At 72.0% G+C, this 25,951-nt stretch carries 21 protein-coding genes and 2 pseudogenes; 10 read left to right on the top strand and 13 right to left on the bottom strand.

The features are described 5' to 3' along the window. Positions 1-563 precede the first annotated feature (563 nt). Complete coding sequence (locus tag ABD946_RS23575) at positions 564-779, top strand: hypothetical protein (protein ID WP_345286739.1); 216 nt, start codon at positions 564-566, stop codon at positions 777-779. Between the two features lie 54 nt (positions 780-833). Here ABD946_RS23575 and ABD946_RS23570 read toward each other — a convergent pair whose 3' ends face one another. From ABD946_RS23570 to ABD946_RS23560, 3 genes and pseudogenes are all read right to left on the bottom strand, one after another. After that, positions 834-1,208 carry a hypothetical protein gene (locus ABD946_RS23570; protein WP_345286737.1) on the bottom strand — a complete coding sequence of 125 codons (375 nt, stop codon included), beginning with the start codon at positions 1,206-1,208 and terminating at the stop codon, positions 834-836. 58 nt (positions 1,209-1,266) lie between these two features. Beyond that, positions 1,267-3,925, bottom strand: a pseudogene (locus ABD946_RS23565) (SpoIIE family protein phosphatase). Between the two features lie 161 nt (positions 3,926-4,086). Next, positions 4,087-5,088, bottom strand: coding sequence for a 2-hydroxyacid dehydrogenase (locus tag ABD946_RS23560; protein WP_345286735.1), 1,002 nt, complete (start codon positions 5,086-5,088; stop codon positions 4,087-4,089). Between the two features lie 125 nt (positions 5,089-5,213). Here ABD946_RS23560 and ABD946_RS23555 point away from each other — a divergent pair, with 125 nt between their 5' ends. Beyond that, a complete protein-coding gene (locus tag ABD946_RS23555) occupies positions 5,214-5,687 on the top strand; it encodes an RrF2 family transcriptional regulator (RefSeq protein ID WP_345286733.1) in 474 nt (157 codons plus the stop codon). A gap of 80 nt (positions 5,688-5,767) precedes the next feature. Continuing rightward, positions 5,768-6,142, top strand: coding sequence for a RidA family protein (locus ABD946_RS23550; protein ID WP_345286731.1), 375 nt, complete (start codon positions 5,768-5,770; stop codon positions 6,140-6,142). 65 nt (positions 6,143-6,207) lie between these two features. Here ABD946_RS23550 and ABD946_RS23545 read toward each other — a convergent pair whose 3' ends face one another. The 8 genes from ABD946_RS23545 to ABD946_RS23510 all read right to left on the bottom strand — a co-directional run bounded on the left by ABD946_RS23545 (position 6,208) and on the right by ABD946_RS23510 (position 13,919). Next, positions 6,208-7,233 (bottom strand): 6-phosphofructokinase, encoded by a 1,026-nt coding sequence (locus ABD946_RS23545; protein WP_345286729.1) that lies wholly within the window; start codon positions 7,231-7,233, stop codon positions 6,208-6,210. 208 nt (positions 7,234-7,441) lie between these two features. Then, positions 7,442-8,170, bottom strand: coding sequence for a type 1 glutamine amidotransferase (locus tag ABD946_RS23540; RefSeq protein WP_345286740.1), 729 nt, complete (start codon positions 8,168-8,170; stop codon positions 7,442-7,444). Positions 8,171-8,295: 125 nt separating this feature from the next. After that, positions 8,296-9,558, bottom strand: a complete 1,263-nt coding sequence (locus ABD946_RS23535) for a MurT ligase domain-containing protein (protein ID WP_345286727.1) — start codon at positions 9,556-9,558, stop codon at positions 8,296-8,298. Positions 9,559-9,759: 201 nt separating this feature from the next. Then, positions 9,760-11,118 (bottom strand): carotenoid oxygenase family protein, encoded by a 1,359-nt coding sequence (locus ABD946_RS23530; protein ID WP_345286726.1) that lies wholly within the window; start codon positions 11,116-11,118, stop codon positions 9,760-9,762. A gap of 29 nt (positions 11,119-11,147) precedes the next feature. Beyond that, positions 11,148-11,612, bottom strand: coding sequence for an SRPBCC family protein (locus tag ABD946_RS23525; RefSeq protein ID WP_345286724.1), 465 nt, complete (start codon positions 11,610-11,612; stop codon positions 11,148-11,150). Beyond that, a complete protein-coding gene (locus ABD946_RS23520) occupies positions 11,609-12,967 on the bottom strand; it encodes an MFS transporter (protein ID WP_345286722.1) in 1,359 nt (452 codons plus the stop codon). The genes ABD946_RS23525 and ABD946_RS23520 overlap by 4 nt, the downstream gene beginning before the upstream one ends. Before the next feature lie 89 nt (positions 12,968-13,056). Continuing rightward, the gene (locus ABD946_RS23515) at positions 13,057-13,623 is read right to left on the bottom strand and encodes a TetR/AcrR family transcriptional regulator (RefSeq protein ID WP_345286720.1); all 567 of its coding nucleotides are present in this window, start codon (positions 13,621-13,623) and stop codon (positions 13,057-13,059) included. Positions 13,624-13,730: 107 nt separating this feature from the next. After that, positions 13,731-13,919: a hypothetical protein gene (locus ABD946_RS23510; protein WP_345286717.1), complete on the bottom strand. Its 189-nt coding sequence runs from the start codon at positions 13,917-13,919 to the stop codon at positions 13,731-13,733. A gap of 286 nt (positions 13,920-14,205) precedes the next feature. Between ABD946_RS23510 and ABD946_RS23505 the strand changes: the two genes are divergently transcribed. The 3 genes from ABD946_RS23505 to ABD946_RS23495 all read left to right on the top strand — a co-directional run bounded on the left by ABD946_RS23505 (position 14,206) and on the right by ABD946_RS23495 (position 16,457). Then, on the top strand, positions 14,206-15,687 hold the full coding sequence (locus ABD946_RS23505) for an alpha/beta hydrolase (RefSeq protein ID WP_345286715.1): 1,482 nt from the start codon (positions 14,206-14,208) through the stop codon (positions 15,685-15,687). Positions 15,688-15,762: 75 nt separating this feature from the next. Further along, complete coding sequence (locus ABD946_RS23500; RefSeq protein WP_345286713.1) at positions 15,763-16,011, top strand: hypothetical protein; 249 nt, start codon at positions 15,763-15,765, stop codon at positions 16,009-16,011. Positions 16,012-16,061: 50 nt separating this feature from the next. Continuing rightward, positions 16,062-16,457, top strand: a complete 396-nt coding sequence (locus tag ABD946_RS23495; protein ID WP_345286711.1) for a hypothetical protein — start codon at positions 16,062-16,064, stop codon at positions 16,455-16,457. A gap of 10 nt (positions 16,458-16,467) precedes the next feature. Here ABD946_RS23495 and ABD946_RS23490 read toward each other — a convergent pair whose 3' ends face one another. Then, positions 16,468-16,785, bottom strand: coding sequence for a cupin domain-containing protein (locus ABD946_RS23490; protein ID WP_345286709.1), 318 nt, complete (start codon positions 16,783-16,785; stop codon positions 16,468-16,470). A 116-nt stretch (positions 16,786-16,901) separates the two neighbouring features. Beyond that, positions 16,902-17,432, bottom strand: coding sequence for a DUF4240 domain-containing protein (locus ABD946_RS23485; protein WP_345286707.1), 531 nt, complete (start codon positions 17,430-17,432; stop codon positions 16,902-16,904). 130 nt (positions 17,433-17,562) lie between these two features. Here ABD946_RS23485 and ABD946_RS23480 point away from each other — a divergent pair, with 130 nt between their 5' ends. The 4 genes and pseudogenes from ABD946_RS23480 to ABD946_RS42880 all read left to right on the top strand — a co-directional run. Continuing rightward, positions 17,563-18,228: a class I SAM-dependent methyltransferase gene (locus tag ABD946_RS23480; RefSeq protein ID WP_345286705.1), complete on the top strand. Its 666-nt coding sequence runs from the start codon at positions 17,563-17,565 to the stop codon at positions 18,226-18,228. Between the two features lie 31 nt (positions 18,229-18,259). Next, positions 18,260-18,793 carry a hypothetical protein gene (locus ABD946_RS23475; RefSeq protein ID WP_345286703.1) on the top strand — a complete coding sequence of 178 codons (534 nt, stop codon included), beginning with the start codon at positions 18,260-18,262 and terminating at the stop codon, positions 18,791-18,793. Between the two features lie 582 nt (positions 18,794-19,375). After that, complete coding sequence (locus ABD946_RS42885; RefSeq protein ID WP_425558684.1) at positions 19,376-19,750, top strand: TauD/TfdA family dioxygenase; 375 nt, start codon at positions 19,376-19,378, stop codon at positions 19,748-19,750. Beyond that, positions 19,672-20,484: pseudogene (locus ABD946_RS42880) on the top strand (TauD/TfdA family dioxygenase); the annotation flags it as partial. The gene ABD946_RS42885 and the pseudogene ABD946_RS42880, both read left to right, overlap by 79 nt. Positions 20,485-25,951: the final 5,467 nt, after the last annotated feature.

Genomic DNA, 25,951 nt, shown 5'->3' with positions numbered 1-25,951 from the left:
TCGACGAGACGAGGGCCCGAGCTCCTACAGCGCGGCGGTCGACCAACTCCAGCCCGTCAGCTACCTCATGGGCGAGATCCTGGACTCCGAGTTCGTCAAGAGCTTCTCGCCCAGGCCTACCACGACCGCGTCGCCCAGTACCTGAACGCCTTCGGCGGCAAGGTGGACGTCTGGGAGATCGGCAACGAGGTCAACGGCAACTGGCTCGGTAGCTACGCCGACGTCTCCACCAAGATCACCGATGCCTACCGCCAGGTCGAGGCGGCCGGGAAGCGCAGCGCGCTGACCCTCTACTACGACATCGGCTGCGGCAACGGCCCCTCGGAGCTCGACCCGCTGGCCTTCACCAAGCAGTACGTCCCGGAGGGACATGCGCAACGGCCTGGACTACGTGACCCTCAGCTACTACGAGGGCCAGTGCAACAACATGCGCCCCAGCGCGGCGACTTGGACCTCCTACTTCCAGCAGCTGCACGCGCTCTAACCCGAACGCCAAGCTCGGCTTCGGCGAGATCGGCCTCCCCGACGCCGCGACCTCCTCCACCCAGGCGGCGGCCCAGGCCATGCTGACGTACTACTACGGCCTGAAGATCGACCTTCCCTACTACGTGGGCGGCCACTTCTGGTGGTACTACGCCGAGGACATGATCCCCTACGCCACCAAGCCGCTCTGGCAGACCCTGAACACGCCCTCCAGCGCTGACCCCACCCGCCGGTCGGGTGAACTTCGGCCGCGGTCGGAGGGGCGGCGGCGTGACGGCACGTCGGGTGTGCGCTGATGGTCCGGCCCGACCCAGGCCGCACCCCGGAGGATGATCCGATGCCGATCCGCCCTACCACCCGGCCGTGCCCGTCGGTGCGCCGCGACCGTGGCCGTGGCCGTGCTGCTGCTCGGGGCGGCGGGCTGCTCGGACGACAAGGACGGCGGGGGCGGGCCCAGTACGACGCCCACCCCTGCCGCCACGGCTCGGCCAGCCCGTCGGCTTCCCGCTCCGCCACGGCCACCGCCTCCGCTTCCGCACGGCCTCGGCTTCGGCGAGCCCGTCGGCCGGCGCCTCCACGGCGGCGACCGTCACCACCGTCGTCATCCGCGACTTCACCTTCACCCCGGCCGAGCTCACCGTCGCGCCGGGGGCCAGGATCACCGTGACCAACCAGGACGGCACCCCGCACACGCTCACCGCGACGGGCAGCGGCGGCTTCGACACCGGGACCCTCTCCCGGGGGCAGTCCCAAGACCATCACCGCCCCGTCCACGCCCGGGAGTTACCCCTTCTTCTGCACGCTGCACCCGACCACCATGAAGGGCACCCTGACGGTCCGCTGATCAGGGCAGCCGCTGCTCGCCCAGATGACCTTGCCGCTGCCGGTGTACCTGGTGCCCCAGCGGTCGGAGCACTGGGCGACCAGGAAGAGCCCGCGCCCGCCCTCGTCGGTGGTGGCCGCGTACCGCAGGTGGGGGGAGGTGCCGCTGCCGTCCCAGACCTCGCAGACCAGGGTGCGGGTGCGGAGCAGACGGACCTTGATCGGGGCGCGGCCGTAGCGGATGGCGTTGGTGACCAGCTCGCTGAGGATCAGTTCGGTGGTGAAGGCGAGCTCGCCCAGGCCCCAGTCGGTCAGCAGCCGCGCCACCTCCGCGCGGACCGTGCGCACGGCGGTGGGCTCCGCGGGCACGTCCCAGACCCGGACCTGACGGTCGGTCAGGGCGCGCGTGCGGGCGACCAGCAGGGCGACGTCGTCGGTCGGGGCGGTGGACGGCAGGGCGCCGAGCACGTCCTCGCAGGTCTGCTCCGGGTCGCGGTCCGGGCGGGCAAGGGCGGCGGCCAGCTGGTCGAGCCCGCGGTCGATGTCGTGGCCGCGGACCTCGACCAGGCCGTCGGTGTAGAGGACCAGCTTGGAGCCCTCGGGCAGGTCCAGCTCCGCCGTCTCGAAGGGCAGGCCGACCAGGCCGAGCGGGGGGGCCGGCGGGGACGTCCGGGAACTCCACCGTGCCGTCGGGGTGGACCACCGCCGGCGGCAGGTGCCCGGCCCGCGCCACGGTGCAGCGCCGCGAGACCGGGTCGTAGACCGCGTACAGGCAGGTGGCTCCGGTGATCGGCGCCTTGTCGTGGTCGGCGGACTGCTCCTGGTCGATCCGGTTGACCAAGTCGTCCATCAGGCCGAGGAGTTCGTCCGGCGGCAGGTCGAGGGAGGAGAAGTTGTGCACCGCTGTGCGCAGCCGTCCCATGGTGGCGGCGGCGTGCAGCCCGTGCCCGACCACGTCGCCGACCACCAGCGCGACCCGGGCCCCGGGCAGCGGGATGACGTCGAACCAGTCGCCGCCGACACCGGCCTGCGCGGGCAGGTAGCGGCGGGCCACCTCCAGGGCGTCCTGCTCGGGCAGCCCGCCCGGCAGCAGGCTGCGCTGGAGGGTGACGGCCATGGTGTGCTCGCGGGTGTAGCGGCGGGCGTTGTCGATGGCGACGGCGGCCCGGGCCACCAGACCCTCGCCGAGCGCGGTGTCCTCCGGGTCGAAGGGCTCCCGCGGCCCGGCCCGCCAGAAGGTGGCGATCCCCAGCACCACGCCCCGGGCCTGCAGCGGCACCGCGAGCATGGCGTGGACGCCGTGCTCGCGCACCAGCCGCGCGTGCTGCGGGCTGTGCGCGCTCCAGGCGGTCAGGGTCGCGTCGAGGTCGGCCTCGGCCACCGCGTGCCCGCTGCCCAGACTACGGGCGCGCGGTGTACCGGGGACCAGCGGGACCGGTTCGCCCAGCGGGATGAACGGACTCCCGGGGCCGGCCGGGCTCAGCCCCGCCCGCCGCATCGGCGCCCCGGCCGGGGGCTCCTCGCCGCGGAGCACGGGCTCGGCCAGGTCCACCGTGACGTGGTCCGCGAAGGCGGGGACGGCCAGCTCGGCCAGCTCCTGGGCGGTCCGCGTCACGTCCAGCGTGGTGCCGACCGCCAGGCCCGCCCCGTAGAGCAGCTCCAGCCGGTCGCGGGCCAGCTCGGCCTTCCCGGAGAGGGCGCGGAGCTCGGTGGTGTCGCGCAGCGTGGCCACCAGCCCGGGCGGGCCGCCGTGCCGGTCGGTGGGCCGGACGTTGACCGCCAGCAGCCGCTCCCCGGCCGCCAGCACCTCGTCGGTGACGGGCCGTCCGGAGGCGAGCAGCTCGGCCGCGCGGGGGTCGAGCCCGAGCTCGCCGACGCGTCGGCCCTCGGCGTCGGCGGGCAACCCCAGCAGCCGCTCGGCCTCGTCGTTGGCCAGCAGCAGCCGGCCGTCCCGGTCCAGGATCAGCACGCCCTCGCGGACCGCGTGCAGCACCGCGTCGTGGTGCTCGTACATCCGGGTCATCTCGGAGGGCCCGAGGCCGCGGGTCTGCCGGCGCAGCCGGCGGCTGACCAGGGCGGCGCCGAGGGTGGCCAGGGCGAGGGCGGCGGCGGCGCTGCCGAGCAGCACGGGCAGCTGCCGCTCGGCGCTGTCGCTGACCCGGCTGATCCTGATGCCCGCCGAGACCATGCCGACCACCTGCCCCGCGTCGTCGCGCACCGGGACCACGGCCTGCACCAGCGGACCGATGGTGCCGTTGACCTGTTCGGTGATCGACTCGCCGGCCAGCACCGGCGCCGTGGTGCCGACGAACTTCTTGCCGATCCGGTCGGTCATGGGGTGGGTGTAGCGGATCGCGTCGGTGTTCAGCACGACCACGAAGTCGACCCCGGACCCGATCCGCGCCGCCTCGGCCTTCGGCTGGAGCACGGCGGTCGGGTCGGGGGAGCGCAGGGCCTCGACCAGACCGGGCGAGCTGGCGAAGGTCTCGGCCACCGCGAGGGAGCGCAGCCGGGCCTCGTTCGCGCTGTCGCGCTGCGCCCGCACCACGGACTCCACGCCGATCGTGACCACCAGCAGGAGCACGATCACGAGCTGGAGGACGAAGACCTGGCCCGCCACGGTGCGCGGGACCAGCCGGGGCCGCCACCGTCGGCGCCGGCCGTCGGAGCCGGTGACGGCGTCGGTCCCGGCGTCGCTCCCGGGCGGGTCCGAATTCGGAGCCATGTGCCCAGGTGTACCCCTCCCGGCCCGTCAAGGCCAGGAGGAGCGCGGTCCTCGGCTCACCTGCCGCCCGTCGGGACCAGGGTGTTCTCGCTGCGGCGGCCGGCCTGGAAGTCGTCGACGTTGCGGAGGGTGGCGTCGATGATCTGGCCGACGGCGGTGCGGGTGAAGTAGGCCTGGTGGGAGGTGACCAGCACCTGCGGGAAGCTGATCAGGCGGGCCAGCACGTCGTCGCCGATGCCCTCCATGGAGCGGTCGTAGAAGAAGACGCCGGTCTCCTCCTCGTAGACGTCCAGGCCGACCCCGGCGAGGCGGCCCTCGCGCAGGGTCTCGACCAGGGCGGCGGTGTCCACCAGGCCGCCCCGGCTGGAGTTGACCAGGATGGCGTCGTCCTTCATCCGGGCCAGCGCGGCCGAGTCGATCAGGTGGTGGGTGTCGGGGAGCAGCGGGACGTGCAGGCTGATCAGGTCGCTGCGCTCCAGCAGCTCCTCCCGGGGGACGTAGGTCATGCCGAGCTCCCGGCAGGCCGGGTTCTCCGCGATGTCCCAGCCGAGCAGCTCGGTGCCGAAGCCGGCCGCGATCCGGGCGAAGCACTCGCCGATCTTGCCGGTGCCGATCACCCCGACCGTCATGCCGTGGACGTCACGGCCCATCAGCCCGTCCAGCCGGAAGTCGAACTCGCGGGAGCGGTTGGCGGCGCGGGAGAGGCGGCGGTTGACCGCGAGGGCGAGGGTCCAGGCGTGTTCGGCCACCGCGTAGGGGGAGTAGTAGGAGACCCGGGAGACGGTCAGGCCGAGCTCCGCCGCGGCCTCCAGGTCGATGTTGTTGAAGCCGGTGGAGCGCTGGGCGATCAGCTTGGTGCCGCCCTCGGCCAGCAGGCCGAGCACCTCGGCGTCGAGCTCGCAGTTGACGCTGGTGCTCAGCGCCGGGTAGCCGGCGGCCAGCGGGGCGGTGTCGGCGTTGAGGAAGACAGCCAGGGTGCGCAGCCGGTGGCCGTCCTCGAAGGCGGCGCGCAGCATCGGCTGCTCGTCGGCCTGGACTCCGTAGGCGAGGATCTCCATCGGGCCTGTGTCCTTCCGGTCGGTCGTGGCTGGCTCTCCTCGTACGCTAACCGCCGGGTGGCCGACGGGCCGTCAGGGCGCGCTTGCCGCCGCTATTCTGGACATGTAGGGTCCAGGTTGTGAAGATGAGCGAGGGCGTCGAGTGGGCGCTGCACTGCTGCCTCAACCTGGCCTGGGTCGAGGGTGCCCGGGCGCTGCCCGCGGTGAAGCTGGCGGCCTACTACGAACTGCCGCCCGCCTATCTGAACAAGCAGCTCCAGGCGCTGGCCCGGGCCGGCATCGTCAGCTCGGTCTCCGGCCCGAGGGGCGGCTTCCGGCTGGCCCGGGAGCCCGAGCGGATCACGCTGATGGACGTGGTGGCGGCGATCGAGGGGCCGGAGCCGGCCTTCCGGTGCGCCGACATCATCGGGCGCGGGCCCGGTGCGCGGGCGCCGGGGCGCGAGCCGGAGAGTTGCCTGATCGACCGGGCGATGGGCCGGGCCGAGCTGGCCTGGCGCCGGGAGTTGGCCGCGCAGACGCTGGCCGAGCTGATGGCGCAGGTGGAGCGGAGCAGTCCGGGCGTGCCGGGCCGGGTCCGCCGCTGGTTCGCCGACGCCTGAACTCCCGTCCCCTGGGCGGGAGTTCTTCGGAGTCGTATTCCGGATATAAAACATCCAGGTTATCGAGGGGACAGAGAACCATGCCGCACACCGTCGTCAACCCCACCGCCTTCGGCTACAGCCAGGCCGTCGTCACCGCCGACGGCACCGCCTACATCGCCGGCCAGTACGCCGCCGACGCGGAGGGCAAGGTGGTCGAGGCCGACTTCGCCGAGCAGGTCCGGATCGCGCTGGCCAACCTCGGCACCGCGCTGGCCGCCGTCGGCCTCGGGTACGAGAACGTCGTCCGCCTCGGCAGCTACGTGGTCGACCACGACCTGGCGAAGCTCGGCGTCCTGCTGGAGCAGCTCACCGCCATCTGGGGGGACGAGCCCCCGGCCCAGACCCTCTCCGGGGTCGCCGCGCTCGCCCTGCCGGGGATGCTCTTCGAGATCGACGCCATCGCCGTCGCCTGACCCCGGGCGCGGCGAAGGGCGGGCCTCCCAGGAGGGAGGCCCGCCCTTCGGCGTGCGACGGTGCGTCAGATGACGGTCTCGGCCTCGGTGTAGCGCTCGGCCGGGACGGTCTTCAGGTCGGCCACCGCGTCGGCCAGCGGGACCAGCTTGATCTCGGTGCCCTGGAGCGCGGTGATGTGGCCGAAGGCGCCCTTGTGGGCAGCCTCGACGGCGTGCCAGCCGAAGCGGGTGGCGAGGACGCGGTCGTAGGCGGTCGGGGTGCCGCCGCGCTGGGTGTGGCCGAGGATGACCGGCTTGGCCTCCTTGCCCAGGCGGTGCTCCAGCTCGCGGGAGAGCTGGTTGGCGATCCCGGTGAACCGCTCGTGGCCGTAGATGTCCTTGACGCCCTCCTCCCAGTGCATGGAGCCGGGCTCGGGCTTGGCGCCCTCGGCGCAGACCACGATGGCGAACTTCTTGCCGCGGTCGAAGCGCTCGCCCACGACCTCGGTCAGCTTGTCGATGTGGAACGGCCGCTCCGGCACCACGATGGCGTGGGCGCCGGCCGCCATGCCCGCGTTGAGCGCGATCCAGCCGGTGTGACGGCCCATCACCTCGACCACCATGACCCGCTGGTGCGACTCGGCGGTGGTCTTCAGCCGGTCCAGCGCCTCGGTGGCGACCGAGACGGCGGTGTCGAAGCCGAAGGTGACGTCGGTGCAGGCGATGTCGTTGTCGATGGTCTTCGGGACGCCGACCACCGGCAGGCCGGCGTCGCTCATCAGCTTCGCGGCCTTGAGCGTGCCCTCGCCGCCGATCGGGATGACGGCGTCGATCCCGAGGTCGGCGCAGAGCTGCTTGGCCCGCTCCACACCGTCCCGCAGGTGGCTCGGCTGGACCCGCGAGGAGCCGAGGATGGTGCCGCCCTGGGCCAGGATGCCGCTCACCGAGTCGAGGGTCAGCGGGCGGTGGACACCCTCCAGGAGACCCCGCCAACCGTCCTGGAAACCGATGATCTCGTCGCCGTGGTCGACCACCCCCCGGTGGACCACGGAACGGATCACGGCGTTCAGGCCGGGGCAGTCACCGCCGCTGGTCAGCACTCCGATACGCATTGTTTTGCAACTCCCGAGCAGATGGGACAGCCGGACTTCCACCATAAAGGCGCCCGTGTCCGGCCGGGCAGGCGCCGACGCGGGCCACGTCACCTTTGAAGTGGCCCCCGCGGTACTGCACCGAACGCCGAGGAGGGTGTGCGTTCGAGGTCTCTATTCTGGCCCGGATCGGGCGGGGGCAGCAGCCCCCGCCCAACCAGCGGACAGGTCAGGCGGGCTGACGGGCCGCCGCGATCCGCTCCGCGCGCAGCGCGTCGTACCAGGTGGTGTCGGCCGGCGGCAGCGCGTTCACGTCCAGCGCCAACTTGATGAGCATGTCGGCCACCTGGGGGTTGCGGGCCATCACGGGCCCGTGCAGGTAGGTGCCGAAGACGGTGTCCCGCCAGGCGCCCTCGGTGCCGTCACCGGTGCCGTTGCCGTTGCCGACCTGCACCGTGGCGAAGGGCCGCACGCCCTGGCCCAGGTGAGTGACGCCCTGGTGGTTCTCGAAGCCGGTGAGCTGAGGGAGGTTCAGCTGGGGGTCCGTCTCGGCGAGCACGTCGCCGACGCAGCGGGCGCCCTCGCCGCGGCCGGTCCAGACGTCCAGCAGGCCGAGGCCCGGCTGGCGCTCGCCCCGGTCGTTGAGGAACTCGTGGCCGAGGATCTGGTACCCGGCGCAGACCGAGAAGATGATCGCGCCGTTCTCGGCCGCCCGGACCAGGCCCTGGTCCGCCGCCAGCCGCTCGGCGGCCAGCCGCTGCGGGCGGTCCTCGCCGCCGCCGATCAGGTAGATGTCACCGCTGGTCGGCACCGCCTGGTCCGAACGGACGTCGATCCGCTGGACGTTGAGCCCGCGCTGGCGGGCCCGGCGCTCCACCACGAGCGCGTTGCCGCGGTCGCCGTAGGTCGACAGCAGGTCGGGGTAGACCCAGACCAGCCGCAGGGTGCTCTCGGTCATCCGCTGGGACCTTCCGTACTGAGCCTGCGCCTGCGGCGGCTGCTGCGGCTGGGCCGGTGCGGCCGGCGCGGGCTGCTGGGGGTGGACCTGGGGGGTGTAGTTCGGGTCCTGGTACGGGTTCGACATCAGTTCGCCACCGCCTTCCGGAGCTGCTGGAACGCGGTGTAGTTGGCGATCGCCTCGATCCGCCCGGGCGGGGCCATCTGGACGGCCTGCTCCAGGGTGTCGACCACGTGGAACTGGAGGCCCGCGACCTCCAGCCGGACCGCGAGGTCCAGCTTGCGCTGGCCCATCACGAAGATCGGGTGGCCGGACAGGCGCTCGTAGTCCACGTCCCAGAGCCAGGAGGTGTCGGTGCCGTCCGCGTCCAGCGCGTTGACCGCGAGCACCACCGGGGCCGGGGGCTGGTCGATCAGCGAGAAGGTCTCCAGCCAGCCGGCCGGGTTCTTGGCCAGCAGCAGGCGGACGTCGCGGCCCAGGTACTGCACCACGTCGTAGCGGCCGGCCACCGCGGTGACCGCCTGCATCCGCTGCAGCGCCACCTGCGGGGCGACGCCGAAGACGGCGGCCACGGCGGCCGAGCTGGTCGCGTTGGCGAGGTTGGCCCGGCCCGGCAGCTGGAGCTGGATCGGCCAGGCGCCGCGCTGAGGGTCGATCACATGGGTGCCCTGGAGCGCCCAGTGGGGCTGCGGACGGCGGAAGCCGCAGTCCTGGCAGAACCAGTCGTCGCCCGGACGCTGCATCACACCACCGCAGGACGGGCAGGACCACGCGTCCTCCTTCCACGCCTGACCGGCGGCCACCCAGACCACCTTGCGGCAGGAGGAGGCGGCCCAGGTCACCAGCGGGTCGTCGGCGTTGGCCACGATCACCGCGTCGGTGTCCTTGAGGCCCTCGCGCCACTTCTCCGCCATCATGCGGGTCTCGGCGGCGCGGTCCAGCTGGTCGCGGGAGAGGTTGAGCAGCGCTATGGCCTTGGGGCGGGTGTCGCGGGCGACCCCGGCCAGGTACTTCTCGTCGACCTCGATCACGCCGAAGCGGGCGTCGCCGCCGCCGGCCAGGGCGGCGGTGATGCCGGCCGGCATGTTGGCGCCGAGGGCGTTGGAGACCACCGGGCCGGCCGCGCGCAGGGCCTCCGCGATCAGGCGGGTGGTGGTGGTCTTGCCGTTGGTGGCCGAGACCAGGACCACGTCGAGGTGGTCGGAGAGGGTCGCCAGCAGGTCCGGGTCGAGCTTGAGGGCGATCTTGCCGCCGATCACCGAACCACTGCCCCGGCCGGCCTTCTGCGACAGGGCGGCGGCCATCCGGCCGGCCGTCACGGCGATCTTGGCGCGGGCGGGCAGCGAGGCGTCGCGCACGGCTGCGGCTTCCGAGTCGGGGCCTGGCATGCTCAGTCGTTCCTCCTTGGCGCGGCACCGCTATCGCGGCTGGGACGAGCATCAGCCTACCGACTCTCCGTCAGCCAACCGCGCAGGGTGTCGCCGAGCGGGCGTGCGGAGGCGCGCGACGGCGTGCGGAGGGCCTCCGGCCCGGCGCGCGCCAGGGTCGGAGGCCCTTGCCGCAGCAGGCCTTCCGGGGGTTTTCCCGGGTCATCCGGCCAGTGCGGCGTCCGGGATCCAGGAACCGTGGATCATGGCCGGGACCCGGCGGGGGAGGTGCACGGTGGCGACCGTCGCCAGGTCGGAGGCGTCGACCACCAGCAGCCGGGAGGCGTCCGTGTTGAGGTCGCTGACGACGGTCAGCAGGTACCCGGCGTCCTCGGCCCCGCCGCCGTCCGCCGCCTCGACGAAGACCGCCTCGCTGGGGAGCTGCCCGGTGCCGAAGGGGCGCAGCCGGCGGGCGCCGGTGCTGCGGTCGTACTTCACCAGGGCGTGGTTGCCGATGCCGAGGTCGTCCGGGAAGGAGAGGGCGTACTGGTAGCGGTGGTGCTGCCCGGTGCGGGCGTCGTTGATGGTCGGGAACTCCACCACCAGGTCGTCCGTCCGCTCCTCGGCCACCCGGCCGGTGGCCAGGTCCACCGTCCAACGGGTCGCGTACGCGCCCGAGTTGGGCTCGGCCCCGCGGTCCGGCGCCCCGACCCACCAGTTCCAGGAGCGCTGCCAGCCCTGCCGCCCCACCGACGGGCCCTCGACGACGATCCGTCCGTCGGCGTCCTCGTAGGCGTTGGCCAGGTGCATCGCGTAGCCCGGCGCCACGTCGAACCAGCGCACCCGGGCCGCCCCGCCGGCGCCGCGCGGCATCACCCCGATCCGGGACGGCTGGGTATCGCTCCAGCCGTACGGGATGCCGGAGTGCTCGGCGGGGTCGAAGGTGACCGAGCCCTCCAGGAAGACCACGTACCGCTCGGTCAGGGCGAAGTCGTGCTTCAGCGCGGCGGTCGCGCCCGGCACCTCCTGGCTGCGCAGCTCCTTGCCGTCGGCGGAGGAGACGTGGTGGACCAGGTACGGCGGGAGGGGCGAGGAGGCGAAGAAGTGCAGTTCGCCGGTGGCCGGGTCCTCCTTGGGGTGGGCGGTCATCGCGGTGGTGAGCTTCCCCTCCCAGTCGAAGGCGCCGACGGTCTCCAGCCCGGGGGTCAGCTCGAACGGCAGGGCCGCCTCGGAGAGCGCCAGCAGCCGGCCGCCGTGCTCGATCACGTGGGTGCCGGCGGTGCTGGCGGTCAGGTCGGGGCCGTGCTCGGTCAGGTACGGGGCGCCGTCCAGGGCGGGGGTGTGCACCCAGCGGTTGCGGTACCACTCGGCGCGGCCGTCGCGGAGCCGGATGCCGTGCACCATGCCGCTGCCCTTGAACCAGTGGGTGGGGGTGATGCCGGGCTTGGGGTTGTGGCTGTTGCGGATCAGACGGCCCGTCAGCTCGGGCGGCAGGGTGCCCTCGACGGTGAGGTCGGTGGCGGTGATCTCGTCGGCGACGGGGGTGTAGTGGCCGGTCAGGTACGGGGGCTTGGCGCTCATGGTGGTGGTCCTTCCGGGAGTGGCGGGGGTCAGCGGGCTTCGGCGGTGGTGCGGAGCGTGGTGAGCCAGCTCTCCAGCGACTGCCGGAGGGCCTGGCCGAGCGCCTCGGGCTCGGCGTCGACGGGGGCGCCGCTCCAGGACTCCTCGGTGCGGACGGTCACCTCGTCCGGGGCGGTCTGCTCGAAGGTCCAGACGTGGACGCCCTCGATGCCGTGGGCCGGGCCGCCCCAGACGATCCGCTCGCCGGGGACGAGCTCCAGCACGGTGGAGGTGATGTCCAGGCCGTGGGTGTGCCAGCGGAAGACCGAGCCGACGGTGAGCGGGCCGCCGTCGGTCTCGGCGCGGTCGACGTCCGGCAGCCAGTTCGGCCAGGCGGCGATGTCGGTGTGCAGGTCCCAGAGGCGGGTGAGCGGGGCCCGGACGGTGGTGGAGAGCTCGACGACGGCAGGGGCGGTGCGGTCGATCTGGATGTGCTGGGCGTTCTGGGCGTTCATCGGGTGGCTCCTTCGGTGGTGGTGGTCCTGAGCAGGGCGGGGGTGAGCGCGGCGGCCGTGGTGGCCAGCGCCGCGGTGAGCAGGAAGGCGGTGCGGTGGGTGGTGGCCGGGGTGGCGGCGGAGGCGGTGGAGAGCAGGGCCAGGCCGACGGCGCCGCCCAGTTGGCGAGTGGTGTTCACCAGCCCGCCGGCCACGCCGGTGTGCTCCGGCCGGACCCCGTCCACCGCCGCGCCGGTGAGCTGGACGAAGGCGGTGCCCAGCCCGAGGCCGATCAGCACGGTCGGTGCGGTCAGGACGGCGAGCGCGGTGCCGGGGGCGGCGAGCAGCGCCAGCCAGAGAAGTCCGGCGGCCTGGGCGAGCAGGGCGGTGGCCAGGGTCCGGTGCGGGCCGAGCGTCCCGGCCAGCCGTGGCGCGAGTGCGGCGCCCGCCATGTTGGCGACGGCGAGCGGGAGTTGGGCCAGGCCGGTGGCCAAGGGGCCGGCGCCGAGCACCTGTTGCTGGAGGAGCGGGAGGAAGAAGAACAGTCCGACCCAGACGGCACCGAGCAGGGCCATCAGCAGGTTGGCCGGGCGGACGGTGCCGCTGCTCAGCAGTCCTGGCGGCACCAGCGGTGCGGCCGAGCGTCGTTGGGTCCGGCGGAAGAGCAGGAGGAGCAGCGCGGCGGCGGCGAGCGGGCCCAGCACCGCGGGGGAGGCCCAGCCGTCGGCGCGGGCCGAGGTCAGGCCCTGGACCAGGGTGACGACCGCGGCGGCGCCGACGAGCGCCCCGGGCAGGCCGGCTGACGGTGCGACACCTCCGCGCGGGGCGTCGGGCGGGACGGTGCGGAGCGCGGCGGCGAGGGCCAGCGCGGCGAGGAGGGCGCAGACGTGGAAGATCCAGCGCCAGCCGACCGCCTCGGTGAGCACCCCGCCGAGCAGCACCCCGGCCGCCCCGCCCGCTCCCGAGACCGCGCCCCAGACCCCGAGCGCCCGGGCCCGGGCGGCCCCCGGTGGGAAGAGCCCCACCAGCAGGGCGAGTGCGGCTGGGGCGGCGGCCGCCGCGCCGATCCCCTGCACGGCCCGCGAACCGATGAGCAGCCAGGGTCCGTCGGCGAGCCCGGCCGCCACCGAGGCGGCGGCGAACAGGGCCAGCCCGGCGGTCAGCACCCGGCGCGGCCCGAGCAGGTCGGCCGCCCGGCCGCCGAGCAGGAGCAAGGCCCCGAAGGCCAGCCCGTAGGCGTTGACCACCCAGGCCGTGCCGTCGGGGGAGAGGCCGACGCCGTCGCGGATCTGCGGCAGGGCGACGTTCACCACGGAGGTGCTGAGGACCACGGTGAACTGGGCCGTGGCGAGGGTGGTGAGTGCGGTGCGGTGCATGGTGTCCCCCCTTGGATTCTGCTGATGAGTGGTTGACCACTCACTCTTCGGGCCTGAGAGTGGCGGTCCGTCAGGACCGCCCGCTGCTCTCAGTAGTGCGTGATCCCCGCGCTGAGCGTGCGGGTCCACGGTGCGTCCACCGACTCGACGTCGAGCGAGACGATGAGGTGGCAGAGCATGCCCACCGCGAAGAACTCCTGCACCTGCCGCTCGTCCCCGCCGGAGGCGCCCCGTACGTACTCCACCACCCGGGCGTACCCCGCCCGGACCGCGTCGCGGACGGCCGGCACCGAGACGGCGGCCGCCTGGGCGTGCAACTGGACCAGGAGCAGGTCGTTGTCGCTGATCAGCTTGGCGTACGCGTCCCCCATCGAGGTGAGGACCGCCTCCGCCGCGCTGCCCTTCGCCTCGGCCGCGCCGCGTTCGAGTGCGGCGCGGACCTGGACGAAGCAGTGCTCGACCACGGCGGCGAACAGTGCCTCCTTGCTCGGGAACAGCCGGTACACGTACGCCTGGGAGATCCCGGCGGCCTTGGCGACCTCGGTGGTCGTGGTGCCGAAGTACCCCCGGGCCGCGAAGGCGCCGATGGCGGTGCGGAGCACCGTCTCGCGGCGTTCGTCGGCGGTGGAGAGTTGGCGTTGGCGTCCCGTCTGCATATGAGTAATAAACCACTCACACTTCTGGTCCGTCAACCCCCTCGGGGCGGTGGGCCTCGGCGGAGGCGTCCACCGAGGCCGGCGGCCGGCCAGGTGCTGATGTTCCCTCAGCTCCGTTCGGCGTGCCCGAGGTTGGCGCTGCCCTGGCGGACCGGGGCGTTGACGCAGTTGGTCTCGCCGCAGTAGTTGTCCGTGGTGACGCGGGCCTGGGCGGTGCCGGCGGTGGTCGCGACGCCGGCCAGGCCGAGTGCCGTGGCGGCGATGCCCAGTGCGATCTTCTTGGCGGTGCTCTTCATGACGGCCCCCGTCCGCGCGTGGGGGCGGGCCCTGCTGCCTCCCCCGTCGGCATGACGGAGCCTGCCGTGGTGGGGGAGTGGCGGGCGAGGCGCTTTCCGGCCAAACGCCGGACCCTCGGCCGCAGCCGGGGCGTCAGGGTCGCGCGGAGCGTTCCCGTAGGGGGTGGCGCGTCCCGCTCCTCCATGAGTTGGATCATGAAGCCATCCCGACGTCGTACGGGGAGGGGGCGTGGCGGATCGGAGACTGATGGACATCCGAGGTACTGATACCGCACAGGGGGCCGGCATGGTTCTGCGAGATGGACGCACTGTTTCCGCACTGACGGTGGGCGCGGTGGCGGCGTTGATGGCCGGGCTCACCCCGGCGGCCGCAGTCGCGGCGGAGGGCTCGGTGGAGGGGTACGGCAAGCAGCAACTCCGCTGGGAGCGCTGTGACGTCAACGGAGACGCGCGGCTGGAGTGCACCGAGGTCAGGGTGCCGCTGGACTACGCGGACCCCGGCGGCCGGACCATCGGCATCGCGGTGTCGCGGGTCAGGGCGGGCGACCCCGCGAAGCGGCGCGGCGTGCTGCTGATGAACCCGGGCGGACCGGGCGGCCCCGGGCTGACCCTGCCCGTGGACATCGAACCGGTGCTGTCGGCGGAGGTGCGGGACCGCTACGACCTGATCGGGTTCGACCCGCGCGGGGTCGGGCAGAGCTCGCCGGTCGGCTGCGGCCTGACAGCGGACGAGATGACGGTCCACCACCCGTACTCGGCGGCGACCTTCGAGAAGGACGTGGCCCGGGCGCGGTCGGTCGCCGAGAAGTGCTGGTCCAAGTCGGCGGACCTGCTGCCGCACCTCACCACCCGCAACACCGCCCGGGACATGGACGTGGTGCGGGCGGCCCTGGGGGAGCGGAGGATCTCCTACCTCGGCCACTCCTACGGCACCTACCTGGGCGCCGTCTACACGCAGCTGTTCCCCCGGCGGGCGGACCGCTTCGTGCTCGACAGCGCGCTCGACCCGGCCCTCGCCTGGCGGGGTACCTTCCGCGGCTGGTCGGAGGGCGCCGAACTGGCCTTCACCCGCTGGACGGAGTGGGCGGCGGCGCGGAACTCCGCGTACGGGCTGGGAGCGACGGCCGCCGAAGTCCGCGCGGGCTTCTGGGAGTTGGTCGCGCGGGCCGACCGCACGCCGATCACGGTCGGCGGTGAGACGCTGAGCGGTGACGCGATCCGGCTGCGGTACGAGGACTTCGTCCACGTCGAGGCCGTCACGCCGTGGGTCGTCGCGCTGAAGACGGCGGCGGCTGCGGGCGGATCGGCCGGTGCCGCTGGTGCCCCCGCCGTGGCCGCCGAGGCTCCGTCGGACAACGCGGTCGCCGCCGCCTGGGCCGTCTTCTGCGGCGACACCCGGAGCTGGCCGCGCGACCCCGAGCAGTACCGCCGGGACGCGATCCGGGACCGGGCCACCCGTCCGCTGGCCGGCGACCTGGCCGCCAACATCCAGCCGTGCGCCTTCTGGAAGTCGGCCGCCCGAGAGCCCGCCACGGTGGTGGACAACGAGGTCAACGCCCTGATCGTGCAGAACGAGTGGGACCCGAAGACGACGCTGGCCATGGCCCGGGGCATGCGGCGCGCCCTGCACGGCGCCCGGATGGTCACGGTCGCCGGCGGCGAGGGCCACGGCGTGGTGGTGGCCGGCCCGTCGTGCGCCGACGGCCCCGTCAACCACTACCTCACCACGGGCCGCCTCCCCGCGAAGGACCTCACCTGCGGCTGCTAGTGTCCTACTTTCGTCGAGCGGGTTCGAGACTCACGGAGGATGCCCGACTCGCGCGGGCCCGGCTAGCGTCGTGGCATGAGCTCCTCCTCCGGCACGTCGAAGAACCCGCCGCTCACCTCCGTCGCCAACCTGCTCGCCTTCGTCCTCCTGGTCGGTGGCGCCTCCGGGCTGCTGCACGAGCTGTTCGGCTGGATCCACTTCCTGGGCTTCACCCGCTTCCTGGTCCCCTCGGGGTGGGAGGTCTTCGGCTACGTGGTGATGATGGCGGTCGGCCTGGCCGTCGGCGGAGCCGGCGAGCGCTACGCGAAGCGCCACAAGGGCTGACCGTGCCGGACTCCTGGTCGGCGGGTGGCCTGCCGTGACAGGCTGCGGGCATGTCGGAGGCGGAGGCGCGGCCCGTGCGCCGCAGGGTGAGGTTGATCGGCTTCTGGGGCACAGCGGAGAGCGACCACCTCCCCCACCCCGCCGCACTGGTCGACCCCGGGTGGGACGAGGCCGAACGCCACCAGGTGGCCGGCTACCTGGAGGACGGGCAGATCGCTGCGGAGTGGATGGGTGTCTCGCGCTGTCGCCTGTGCGACCGGCCCAACGGGAGCCGCGACCTCACCGATGGCGTCTACCTCTGGCCGGAGGGGCTCGCCCACTACGTCGTCGAGCACGCGGTGAGGCTCCCAGCGGAGTTCGTCGAACACGTCGAGGTCAGCCTCCAGGCCCTGGAGGACCTGGAACGGGACAGTTCCTGGTGGCGCGAGAACGCGGCCAGGACGTAGCCGGCCCGGTTCAATCGGCGGGGTCCTCCTCCGGGACCTCGACGATGAGGAGGGTGCCGTGGCTGCCGGGGCGGACGGCGTGTCCGGTGTGCGCGGGCACGTGGTACAACTCGCCTGCGACGAGGGTGAGTTCGGTGCCGGCGACGAGGAGTTCGAGGCGACCCTCGATGACCAGGAGGACCTCCGGGGTGGGGTGGCTCTCAACAGGGAGGGCGCGGCCGTCCATGCGGAGGAGCTTGACGGCGGCGGTGCCGACCTCCGCGAGGACGCGGGAGCTCCAGGCAGCGGGGAGCTGAGCGGCGGCGGTGGGAAGGTCGACGAGGTTCACGGCACGTCCTTTCGGCAGGCGGCCCGGCCGGGGGCGGGCGCCTGTGGTGGTGTTCGGTGGATGCCTTGGAAACTACCGGGCGCGCGGCGTGCGTTGGTCGACCGTTTGGTAAAGCTTCAGAGGTAGAGGGCCGCGAGGCGGGGCAGGTGCCGCGCCATCTCCGCGTCGTCGTCGAAGTCGAAGTCCTCACCCATGTCGGGCGGGGTGGCGGCGGCGGGACGGGCGGCGGCGCGGTAGAAGGCGTCGCGGTCGCCGGTGAGGCGGGTCCAGGCCTCGGCGGGGGCGTAGAGCACGCCCTCCTGGAAGAAGTCGTCGCAGTCCGCGTCGGGCGCGTCGGCGAGGACCACGGGGTGGTCGGCCAGGGCGTCGGGCCGGGCGGCGGCCCGCTCGTACCAGTCCCGGCCGAGGGCGATCAGCCCTGCCCGGAAGTCCATGAAGCTGTCGTCGGAACAGCCGCCGTGCAGCAGGTAGGCGGCGGCCCACACGTCCCAGCGGTACACCGCCTCGCGCAGGCGGTCGAGATGCCCCTGGAACGCGACCACCTCTTCCGGCGAACGCTTCGTCAGTTCGCCCACCAGTGCCTCGTCCACCGGCCCGGGCTGCCGCCGGGCCGTCTCCACGATCTGCCAGAACTCGTCGATCTCCATGCCGGGAGACCCTGGCATCCGCCGGTGACAATCGGCGGCTGGAGGCAGGGGAAGTCGGAGGGGCCGGACGCTTCCGCAGGTGAGGTGACGGCTTCCGGGAATGTCAGGGGCGGCTGGGAGGATGCCGGACATGGACGACCGAAGCTCCGCCATCGCCGGGTACTGGAACGCCGCCGCACCGACCTTCGACGACGAGCCCGACCACGGCCTGACGGCCTCTCACACCCGATCGGCCTGGGCACGGTCACTGGACTCCTGGCTCCCGTCCGGGCCACCGCTCGACGTGCTGGACCTCGGCTGCGGGACGGGATCGTTGTCGCTGCTGCTCGCGGAGGCCGGCCACCGCGTGACGGGCGTCGACCTGGCGCCGGCCATGGTCGAGCGGGCGCGCGGGAAGCTGGCCGCGGCCGGCCTTCCGGCCCGCTTCCTGGTCGGGGACGCGTCGGCGCCGCCGACCGGGGACGAGCGGTTCGACGTACTGCTCTCGCGCCACCTGCTCTGGACGCTGCCCGACCCCGAGGCCGCGCTGCGCGAGTGGGTCGGGCGGCTGCGGCCCGGCGGGCAGTTGGTGTTGGTGGAGGGTCGGTGGCGCGAGTCGGGGCCGGAGGCGGAAGCGGAGCCGTACGTGGCCGGCGCGGAACTGCTCCCCTGGCAGGGCGGGATCGGCGCGGAGGGCCTGACGGCGGCGGTCCGGCCGCTGGTCACCGAGCTGCGGGTCGACCACCTCAGCGCCGTACCGGAGTTGTGGGGCGGCCCGGTCCACGACGAGCGGTACGTCCTGGTGGCCCGGGTCTGAGGGGTCTCGCCGCAGTCCGTAGGGTGGCGTCATGCCAAGTGGAGCGAGCTGGATGCGGTGGACGGGCGGGGCGGACCGGGGAGCGGCCCAGGAGGTCTGCCGGTGCTTCAGCCGGACGGCCCGGTACCCGCGGGCCCGGGTGGGTTTCCACCGTGAGCGGCAGGACCTCTCGGCGCCCGGGTGGCTGCGGCTGCTGGAGCTGGTGGACGAGGCGGTGGAGGACGGGCGCGAGGAGTTCCGGCCGTTGGCGGAGCTCAGCCCGGAGGAGCGGCGGCAGGTCGTCACCCTGCCGCCGAGCATCGCCGGGCTGACCTCCGTCCGGCACCTCGTGCTCTACGGCAGCAACCTGGTCCGCCTCCCGCCGGAGATCGGCGCGATGACCGCGCTGGAGGAGTTCACCCCCGTACACCTCGGGCCGGCTGCACTGGTTCCCGTACGAGATCACCCGCTGCACGCGGCTGGTGCGCAGCACGGTGAGCACGCGTGCACTGTTCGGCAACCACAAGTTCCGTCCGCCGTTCCCCCCGGCTGCGGCCGGTCCGGGACTCCGTCGGAGTGGACCTGACCGACCTCGATCCCAAGCGGTGGGGGCCGACGGCCGTCCACGGCTGCAGCGTCTGCGACCGGCCGATCGCCGGGGGCGGGCTGCACCAGGTGTGGTTGACGCTCCAAGTGGCCACGGACGCACTGCCGTTGCTGGTCAACGCCTGCTCGGCGGCGTGCGTCGCGGCACTGCCGCCGGCCGCCGAGGGATACGCACCCGGCCCGCACGCGGGGGGCCGCGTGGACCTCCCGGCCGATGGGTAGGGCGGTTTCCGGTCGTATCCGTCCGACGGGGCGTCAGGACGGGTGACCGGCGCGGCGCGGGGGGCCTAACCTCGCGGTGTCGTCGGGCCCGGCCCGGGGTGGCCGGGGGAGGGGGGATTGATGGAGCTGCTGACCGCAGTGGCGGGGCCCTCGGTGTGGCGAGGTGCACAGCTGGACGAGCGGGACTGGGCGGTAGCGGCCGACTGTCCGGTGTCCGAGCTCGCCGAACTGCTTTGGCGCGGGCCGGGGTTGGCCGTTGTCCGGGGGATCGGGCTGGACGGGCTGACGGACGGCGAGTGCGTACGGGTCGCCCGGGCGGTACCTGGCGGGGCTCGGTACGGTGCGGCCCGAGGACCCGGCACGGCCGGCCGACAGCCTGGTGGTCGCGGGCGCGGCACGCGACGAGGCCGGGCTCGACCTGCACACGGACCGGGCGATGTACCCGGGGCCGCGCGCGCGGCTGCTGGGCCTGCTGTGCGTACGGCCGGCGGCGAGCGGCGGTGAGTCGCTCCTGGTCAGCGGACACGCCGTCCACGACGCGCTGCTCGCTCCCGACCGAGGGCGCTCGCGCCGCTCTACGCGGACTTCCACTTCGGCGACGGCCCGGACTTCGCCCGCACCTACCCCGTCTTCCGGCGCCGGGACGGACGTCTGGACGTGCAGTACAACCGCTACTGGATCGGACGGGGTCATGCCGAGCGCGGGCTCCCCCTGACGGGCGCTCAGCTGTCCGCCCTGGACGCCTTCGAGGAGGTCCTCGCCGAGCCGGGCCTCGCCCTACGGGTGCCGCTGCGCCGGGGCGACCTGCTGCTCGTCGACAACATGGCGGTGCTGCACGGCCAGGACGGCCTTCACCGACCCGCCGGAGCCGGAGCCGGAGCCGGGGAGGGCGCTGCCTGGTCCGGGTGTGGGCGGACTAGGTCTCCCGCAGCGCGGGCGGGCCGCCGGGAGGGGAGACGTGAACGGGCGCACGCCCGAGCCGCCGGAGTGAGGAGCGCCCGCGACTTCTGGCTCATACGCGCGCTGCTGTGGCTAGCCACACGCGCTCCTTATGTAGCTGCTCGCGGATGTTGTTTTCCTCGAGCAGGGTGCGTCGCGCCGAGGCATATCCCCGAGTGTTATCGTCCGCTTATGCGGTCGGCGGCACATACGATCACTGTCGGTGACGAGTACGGGGTGCGCGTGCGGCCGGTGTGGTGGCTTCGTAGCGTGCTCTACGTGGCGTTAGGCCGCGGACGTGTCAGAGCAGTGAGGCCTGGTGCACCGGGCGAGGGACTAACGCCGATAGCGACGCGGTGGCTGGTACACCTTCGCAGCTGTTCGCGCGGTGTCGTCACGGCCTACTTACTGCGTGGCTCTAGCTCGTCACGACGACCACGCCGAGCGCCTCTGCCTGGCCCTGGTCACCAGGCGCCGAAAGAGCTTCTCGCGCGGTCTGCTTGCCCCTGATGATAGGCTCACGTGGTCCGCCACTGGAGTCGCGGGTCCGCCGTCCTGTGCCGCGGCTCCGTTTGTCCCTGCCCTGCGGTGGTCGTCTGCCCTGACGGCTGCGGAGCCGCGCGTCGTCCGGTTCGTGTGAGGGGTGCCGACGTGGCCCGCCCGGCGCACACAGGCAGGATGACCGCCTGGGACGACGTGCCGACCGCCTCTACCGTCGACCTCGACGCACGACAATTCGAAGTCACCTCGTGCTATCTACACGACTGGTCATTCTACGTGGTGATCGAGGCCCTACACGGCGTAGTGTCTACACGAGCTCCAGTATCGCAGGACGTCTGTGCGCGCCGTTGCGCGGCAGAACTGAGCGGCACACCTCGTCCCGACGTAGGAGTCAGACGGTGTGGCCACGCCAAGCGCTGATTCGACCTGCTGTTCGTCGACCGCTGGCGCTGATGGGGACGACGAGTCGACGGCGTTTATCCCGCAGCAACACCTCAACGACGCCCTGCGCGCCGCGTTTGGAATGCACATCGTCTCCCCGCGGTGAGACACATACGTCGGACGGAGCCTCGGCCCGACCCTCAGGCAGCATTTTGTCTTTTTTCGCGTGCGATCGAGACAGACGCTGGGAGTGTCCACCGCGGCACACGATTCGGTGACACCGAGTTCGAGGCCAGCCGGCGTGCTGTGTCTGGTCGAGACTCGACTGAGTGCACGCTCGAGCCCAAAGTATGCGCAACGCTCAGGGGGTGTGCGTCAGCTTGACTGAGCTTGTGGCCTATGCAGGCTTGCGGCCGCGGCGCGCCTATCCTGCGAAGGGCGATGCCTCCACATCGGCGGCGCGCTTGAAGGAGCACACAGTCAGGAAGGTGATACCGGGATCGGCTTGATGGTATCGTGCAGTCGTGGGTGGTCGGTGTGGGGGTGATCGGCTCAGCGCGGTGACGTCATGTGCCTGTCGTCCACATTCACACGGAGAGGGACGTCCCGCGTCGATAGGCGATGTCGATAGTGGCAGCGCCGGACACGCCGCGCGTGAGTCGCAGTGTGGTGCCTCACAGGCGAGTCGCGCATCATGGTGGGGATCGCCTGACCAGAGCATCTCAGGGATGGCCTCAGTCCTGTGGTGATGGGCCTAGCGTCGCCGTGCCGCGGCTCGATGTCGAGGCGCGTGGAGACAGAGTGTACTCGCTGAGCACTCAGCCCCGTGAGACGGCGAAAGCGACGGGAGCGAGCGTCTCGGGGCGTACCTAGGGGTGGCGCCCGGGTCTCTCGGGTGTCCTAGGCCGGCGGTAGCCCCGTTAGGAAGGCAGGCCCTCTCCTGGCCCGTTCGCTGATGAACCTCGCCGATGCGGAGACGCTGGTCGCGTCGATGAGCGGCTGATGGCCTTGGCGTTGATTCAGGCGGCGCTCATACTGCGAGCACGCTGGCAGCACGAAGGCGTCCATCGCCGCTAGGCAGATGCCGGACCAGATCGACGGCTCGTCGCGTGCACGGCATGAGGAGTAGGCGAGGTGCACCCACTTGGCGGCACATGTGGGCGGCGGATGTCACCCACGGTCCAGCGTGGATGGATGCCGCGACGGCGACGTCCAAGTACACGTGTGCTGGAGAGGACGTTGATCCGAGTCGAGCTGACGGCGCCGGACGTCGCGAGTTGCGGCGCGAGTATACCTGACTCGTTATGCTTCGCGGACGGCACCTTTCGGACGGCAATTTTGCTATCGAAACTACAGTAACTGACGGCACACACATGCTCTTGGTCAGTTCTACGCAGCTGGAACACCCCGAACCTACGGCGGTGAGTGTCGTCGCTGGTCGGGTCGAGTGCGTGCCGTGTCGCGAGGCGCGTTTCCGCCTGGTCAGAGTTCCGACTGCGGTCGGGAGCGTGGGCGTTTTCCTGCACGCGCCCTCGGAGTCGCGGTGGCGAACGGCTGCCCGTATCTCGTGTCGCACCCAGTCCCTCGGCTAGCGCTCCTCCCACCAGGGGTGGGGTGACTCCTACTCCATGCTATCCGACAGGATGAGTTTTTGGGGAGTCAGCAGTCCCGTGCGAACAGTGCTGTGCGGATCTCGGTGAGCAGCCAGGGGACGGCGGTCACTGTCAGCTCCCAGAGGTGCTAGTCGAACATCACCGCAGACCAGAGAAAAGAAGACCGCGTTCGGTCCCCGCGTAGCCGCACGACGTCCGCATCGACCGCCATGCAGGTCCGCAGGTAGCTCGGCCATGCAGCTCGAGCGTACCAGCCCGTCCTCGGAGAGCTTCGCGAATCCCCTCGAGCCACTCCTCGTAGAACCGCAACCGCCAGATCAGCCCAGCCGAATACTCCCCAACACGCACCAGAGTTCGTTCGCCGTGACGTAGCGCTCGCCCCGACGGTGCCCAGGGCACGCGCTAATCGTCCTCCCGCCAGGCCTGAGAACGTCACCCTCGCACTCCGACGCTGCCACCCGCTGCTCGCGATCTCCGCATGCCGGTACGCGTATGCGGAAGGCCAGTGCTGGACGTCCACCCGAGTTCCCGTGGTGCGCGGCTCTCCGGCCCTGCGCCGCTGCGGACGGATCTAGACCGCGAGAGCGACGCGTTGCATCACGTCGGCCACCGCCGCGCAGGCGGCCTCAGCGGTGGCCAGGGGCAGAGAAAATGGATAAAAGGGAAAGAAGGAAGAACGGGAGGGGTTTCGGCATGGCCTGGTGAGTGTGGGCGGTGATGACGAGGGTGGCGTCCCTCGACCTGGTAGTACGAGGTGGCGGAGAGGCGGGCGCAGTGGTGGAGATGAGGCCGGTGTTGGCGGTGGCGTGTGACGCGTAGAACGGTGGGGACGCCCATGACCGGCCGGCCTCGATGGGCGAGGGCGGCCATCCGCGGAGCAGGTCCGCCGCCGCGAGGCCGGGACTGGCGCTGCGCAGAGGCGTCCTCGACCACGGGGTGCGACCATCTCGCGCCCCCGACGTCCTCCACATCAGGTGGTCGAGGCGACGATCCGGCCGTACGAGGAGGCTTCGGTCGAAGCAGGTCTGGTCCCGTAGCCGTGTCGAGCAGGTGGTCGATGGTAGCGGTCGGCGTCTGCGGACGGGGCCGTGGTAGCGCTTGCGGAGCAGGTGTCGGGGAGAGCAGCGGGCGTGCATGGCCAGGGCTTCGGCTAGTCGGAGGTGTCGTGCTCTAGCGGCGGACGGTGAGGTCGGGGTGCCGCAGGGCAGCCGCAGGCAGCTACCTTGACAAAACTGGTGGGACTGCCCGCCGAGCAGGAGTCCCACTCGACCAGGCCTGGGCGGCGAACTCCGGTGGGGTGAACACGGCATGTGCGGGCAGGCTGAGTTCGATGCAGGTCGCCGGCAGGGCACTGTGTCAGCCGCATCAGGTCGGCCGATCCATCCCGGCCGCCGCAGCTGCCCGCCGCCCGGGACTAGCCGGATCGTGCACTCGGCCGAACTAACTGCGCAGCGCGACCGCGGAGTTCGCGGCCTGCGTCCAGCGCGGTGCGGTGGCCACGGGCGAGCAACTGGTTGGTGGTTACGTCCCCACCAGGTCGTGGCGTCGGCCCGGTCGGCCAATGATCGGTTCCTGTTTTTGCCGTGCCTGGCCGCGACGGGGGGGCGGCGGCTCGGTTGCGGCCGAGCGGCAGGCTGGGGCCGGACAAGGAGCTCGTCCCCGGCCAGGGGCGGCATCGGGTGGGTCTGCATTGAGACGATTGGAGACCTGCCGGCCGTCCAGTTCGGTGGCAGATCCGTGCGGCGTGTCCGGGTGGTTGTCGGAGACGTGGCGCGCAGCCGGCAGAGGGCGGTGGGCACGTGGATCGTCCATCGGGGCCGTCACCGGGGCCGGCCTCGGGGCCGCCGCGGTGGTGCGGTGGGTCGGGGCCGGGTGGGGTCCGTGCGGATGCCGGTGTGGCCACAATGGGTGTAGCAGCCGCCTGTGGCGACCAGGGGCGATGGTCCGTGAGAGGACAGCATCAGCGTCAGGTCGTGGCCGTGGCACGACCTTGTTGGCTACCAGGGTCGTGCGTGGCTGGGCCACTGAGTGTGCGAGGCGAAGAACGCGCGATCTTTCGGGTGGTTGGAGTGTCGCCATGGTGTTGGTTGGGTTGGTGGCGCTGTGACGCTGCGCGCCGGAGTGGGCGCGGGCTGCTGTGCGAGTTGAGAAGTGCTTGGTCCATGGAAACATGGTGCTCTGGCCGGTGTTTCACGATCACGAATATCCCGGTAGGACCTTTGGTAATCTCTGGGTAGGGCATTCGAAGCGGTCCTTTGGCCGCTTCAGTGGAGTGGACGGACGTCCGTCAGTTCGGCGGCGCTGCGCGTGGACTTCGCCAGCAGCACTCAGTCGGCCTCCGTGGTGGCCGGTTTCAGCATAAGAGGCCGGAGGATTCGCGGACTGCGAGTGAAGGGGATGGCGTCGGTGACGAAGGGGCGCGGCCGTGGTGGCCTTGACGGCGGCGGTGAAGGTAGTGTGTGTTGACGGCTCGCTGAGGGTGTGGCGTGAAGGCGACTGATCGTAGGTGTGGAGCCTGGGGCGGTCAGCTCCAGGTCCGTCGGCCTCGAGTCAACTCGCCGAGGTGGCGGGCGAGTTCGGTGTGTGGCGGGCGATGTGCGGGAGGAGGCCGGCCCGCCCTTGTGGTCGATGGTGGCCCAGCTCTTGGAGCTGATGCGGAACGGGCTTGGTCTGTCCATGGCCGTACTCGGAGAACAGCCGAAGTTCCCCGGCCAGCCGCGTCCGCAGTAGGAGGGACGAGGGATGAAGGAGTCGCGCAGCGCGTCCGGACGTCGCTGCACGCACGCGCAGCCGCAGTCCACCGAGCACGACCCTAGCCACTTGTGACATGTCCATGGCGAGCGAGTACGGCCCGGTATGCAATGCCCAGCGTAAGACGGGTCGGACGATCAACCGAGGGTCCCAGCCACAGGAAGTCCAGTAACCCAGGCGGCCGTATAAACCGCGCCGTCCCCGTGCAGCACAAAAAACCGACACAAGGGTAGACCCCCCTCAGATCCCCGTATCGTGCGCAGTGTCCTCGGATCGGTGCGATCGTGGTCGAAAAGGCGTCCACCTCTGGCGCCGATTGCTACCCGCCGTCCCCCGGACTGGAATGCGAAGATACCAAAACCCAGGAAGGGAAGCCAAGCCCTGGCGGCCCGGTCGGCGGCCACGCGCCTCGGACAGTGGCGCGCCGAGTCGAGCCGGCCGCGGATGTCCATCGGCGACGTGTCCGCAGGTGGCAGCTAGCCCAGGGCCCAGCAGCTCGAGCATAAAAGGCCTTGCGGAACCAAGGAGTTCGTCTCGGCGGTGTGCGTTAGCGAATCAGCGGGGGCAAGCCGGGATAAGGCCGCTCCGAATGCCCAGTGCATGTCGTGCCCGGATGCCCCGGAACGGCGGCCCCGGGGCCTCGGGCGCGGGACCAGGCAGAGGATGGTGGCTCATCGGAGGTGCCGGAGGTTGGATGATTTACCGGCCCCGGAGTAGCCCTTGGAGCGGAC

The organism is Kitasatospora albolonga, assembly GCF_039535905.1.
Classification (GTDB): Bacteria; Actinomycetota; Actinomycetes; order Streptomycetales; family Streptomycetaceae; genus Kitasatospora; species Kitasatospora albolonga.
The sequence above is the reverse complement of the archived record's forward strand: the minus strand, read 5'-3'. Positions and strand labels throughout refer to the sequence as shown.

Bases quoted from the DNA above. Each gene is read 5' to 3' on its own strand.
- ABD946_RS23540 (WP_345286740.1), bottom strand. From the start codon at position 8,170: ATGACCGAGAGCACCCTGCGGCTGGTCTGGGTCTACCCCGACCTGCTG.
- ABD946_RS23555 (WP_345286733.1), top strand. From the start codon at position 5,214: ATGAGCGAGGGCGTCGAGTGGGCGCTGCACTGCTGCCTCAACCTGGCC.
- ABD946_RS23535 (WP_345286727.1), bottom strand. From the start codon at position 9,558: ATGCCAGGCCCCGACTCGGAAGCCGCAGCCGTGCGCGACGCCTCGCTG.
- ABD946_RS23520 (WP_345286722.1), bottom strand. From the start codon at position 12,967: ATGCACCGCACCGCACTCACCACCCTCGCCACGGCCCAGTTCACCGTG.
- ABD946_RS23525 (WP_345286724.1), bottom strand. From the start codon at position 11,612: ATGAACGCCCAGAACGCCCAGCACATCCAGATCGACCGCACCGCCCCT.
- ABD946_RS23500 (WP_345286713.1), top strand. From the start codon at position 15,763: ATGAGCTCCTCCTCCGGCACGTCGAAGAACCCGCCGCTCACCTCCGTC.
- ABD946_RS23505 (WP_345286715.1), top strand. From the start codon at position 14,206: ATGGTTCTGCGAGATGGACGCACTGTTTCCGCACTGACGGTGGGCGCG.
- ABD946_RS23575 (WP_345286739.1), top strand. From the start codon at position 564: ATGCTGACGTACTACTACGGCCTGAAGATCGACCTTCCCTACTACGTG.
- ABD946_RS23480 (WP_345286705.1), top strand. From the start codon at position 17,563: ATGGACGACCGAAGCTCCGCCATCGCCGGGTACTGGAACGCCGCCGCA.
- ABD946_RS23530 (WP_345286726.1), bottom strand. From the start codon at position 11,118: ATGAGCGCCAAGCCCCCGTACCTGACCGGCCACTACACCCCCGTCGCC.
- ABD946_RS23485 (WP_345286707.1), bottom strand. From the start codon at position 17,432: ATGGAGATCGACGAGTTCTGGCAGATCGTGGAGACGGCCCGGCGGCAG.
- ABD946_RS23475 (WP_345286703.1), top strand. From the start codon at position 18,260: ATGCCAAGTGGAGCGAGCTGGATGCGGTGGACGGGCGGGGCGGACCGG.
- ABD946_RS23560 (WP_345286735.1), bottom strand. From the start codon at position 5,088: ATGGAGATCCTCGCCTACGGAGTCCAGGCCGACGAGCAGCCGATGCTG.
- ABD946_RS23550 (WP_345286731.1), top strand. From the start codon at position 5,768: ATGCCGCACACCGTCGTCAACCCCACCGCCTTCGGCTACAGCCAGGCC.
- ABD946_RS23510 (WP_345286717.1), bottom strand. From the start codon at position 13,919: ATGAAGAGCACCGCCAAGAAGATCGCACTGGGCATCGCCGCCACGGCA.
- ABD946_RS23495 (WP_345286711.1), top strand. From the start codon at position 16,062: ATGTCGGAGGCGGAGGCGCGGCCCGTGCGCCGCAGGGTGAGGTTGATC.
- ABD946_RS23515 (WP_345286720.1), bottom strand. From the start codon at position 13,623: ATGCAGACGGGACGCCAACGCCAACTCTCCACCGCCGACGAACGCCGC.
- ABD946_RS23545 (WP_345286729.1), bottom strand. From the start codon at position 7,233: ATGCGTATCGGAGTGCTGACCAGCGGCGGTGACTGCCCCGGCCTGAAC.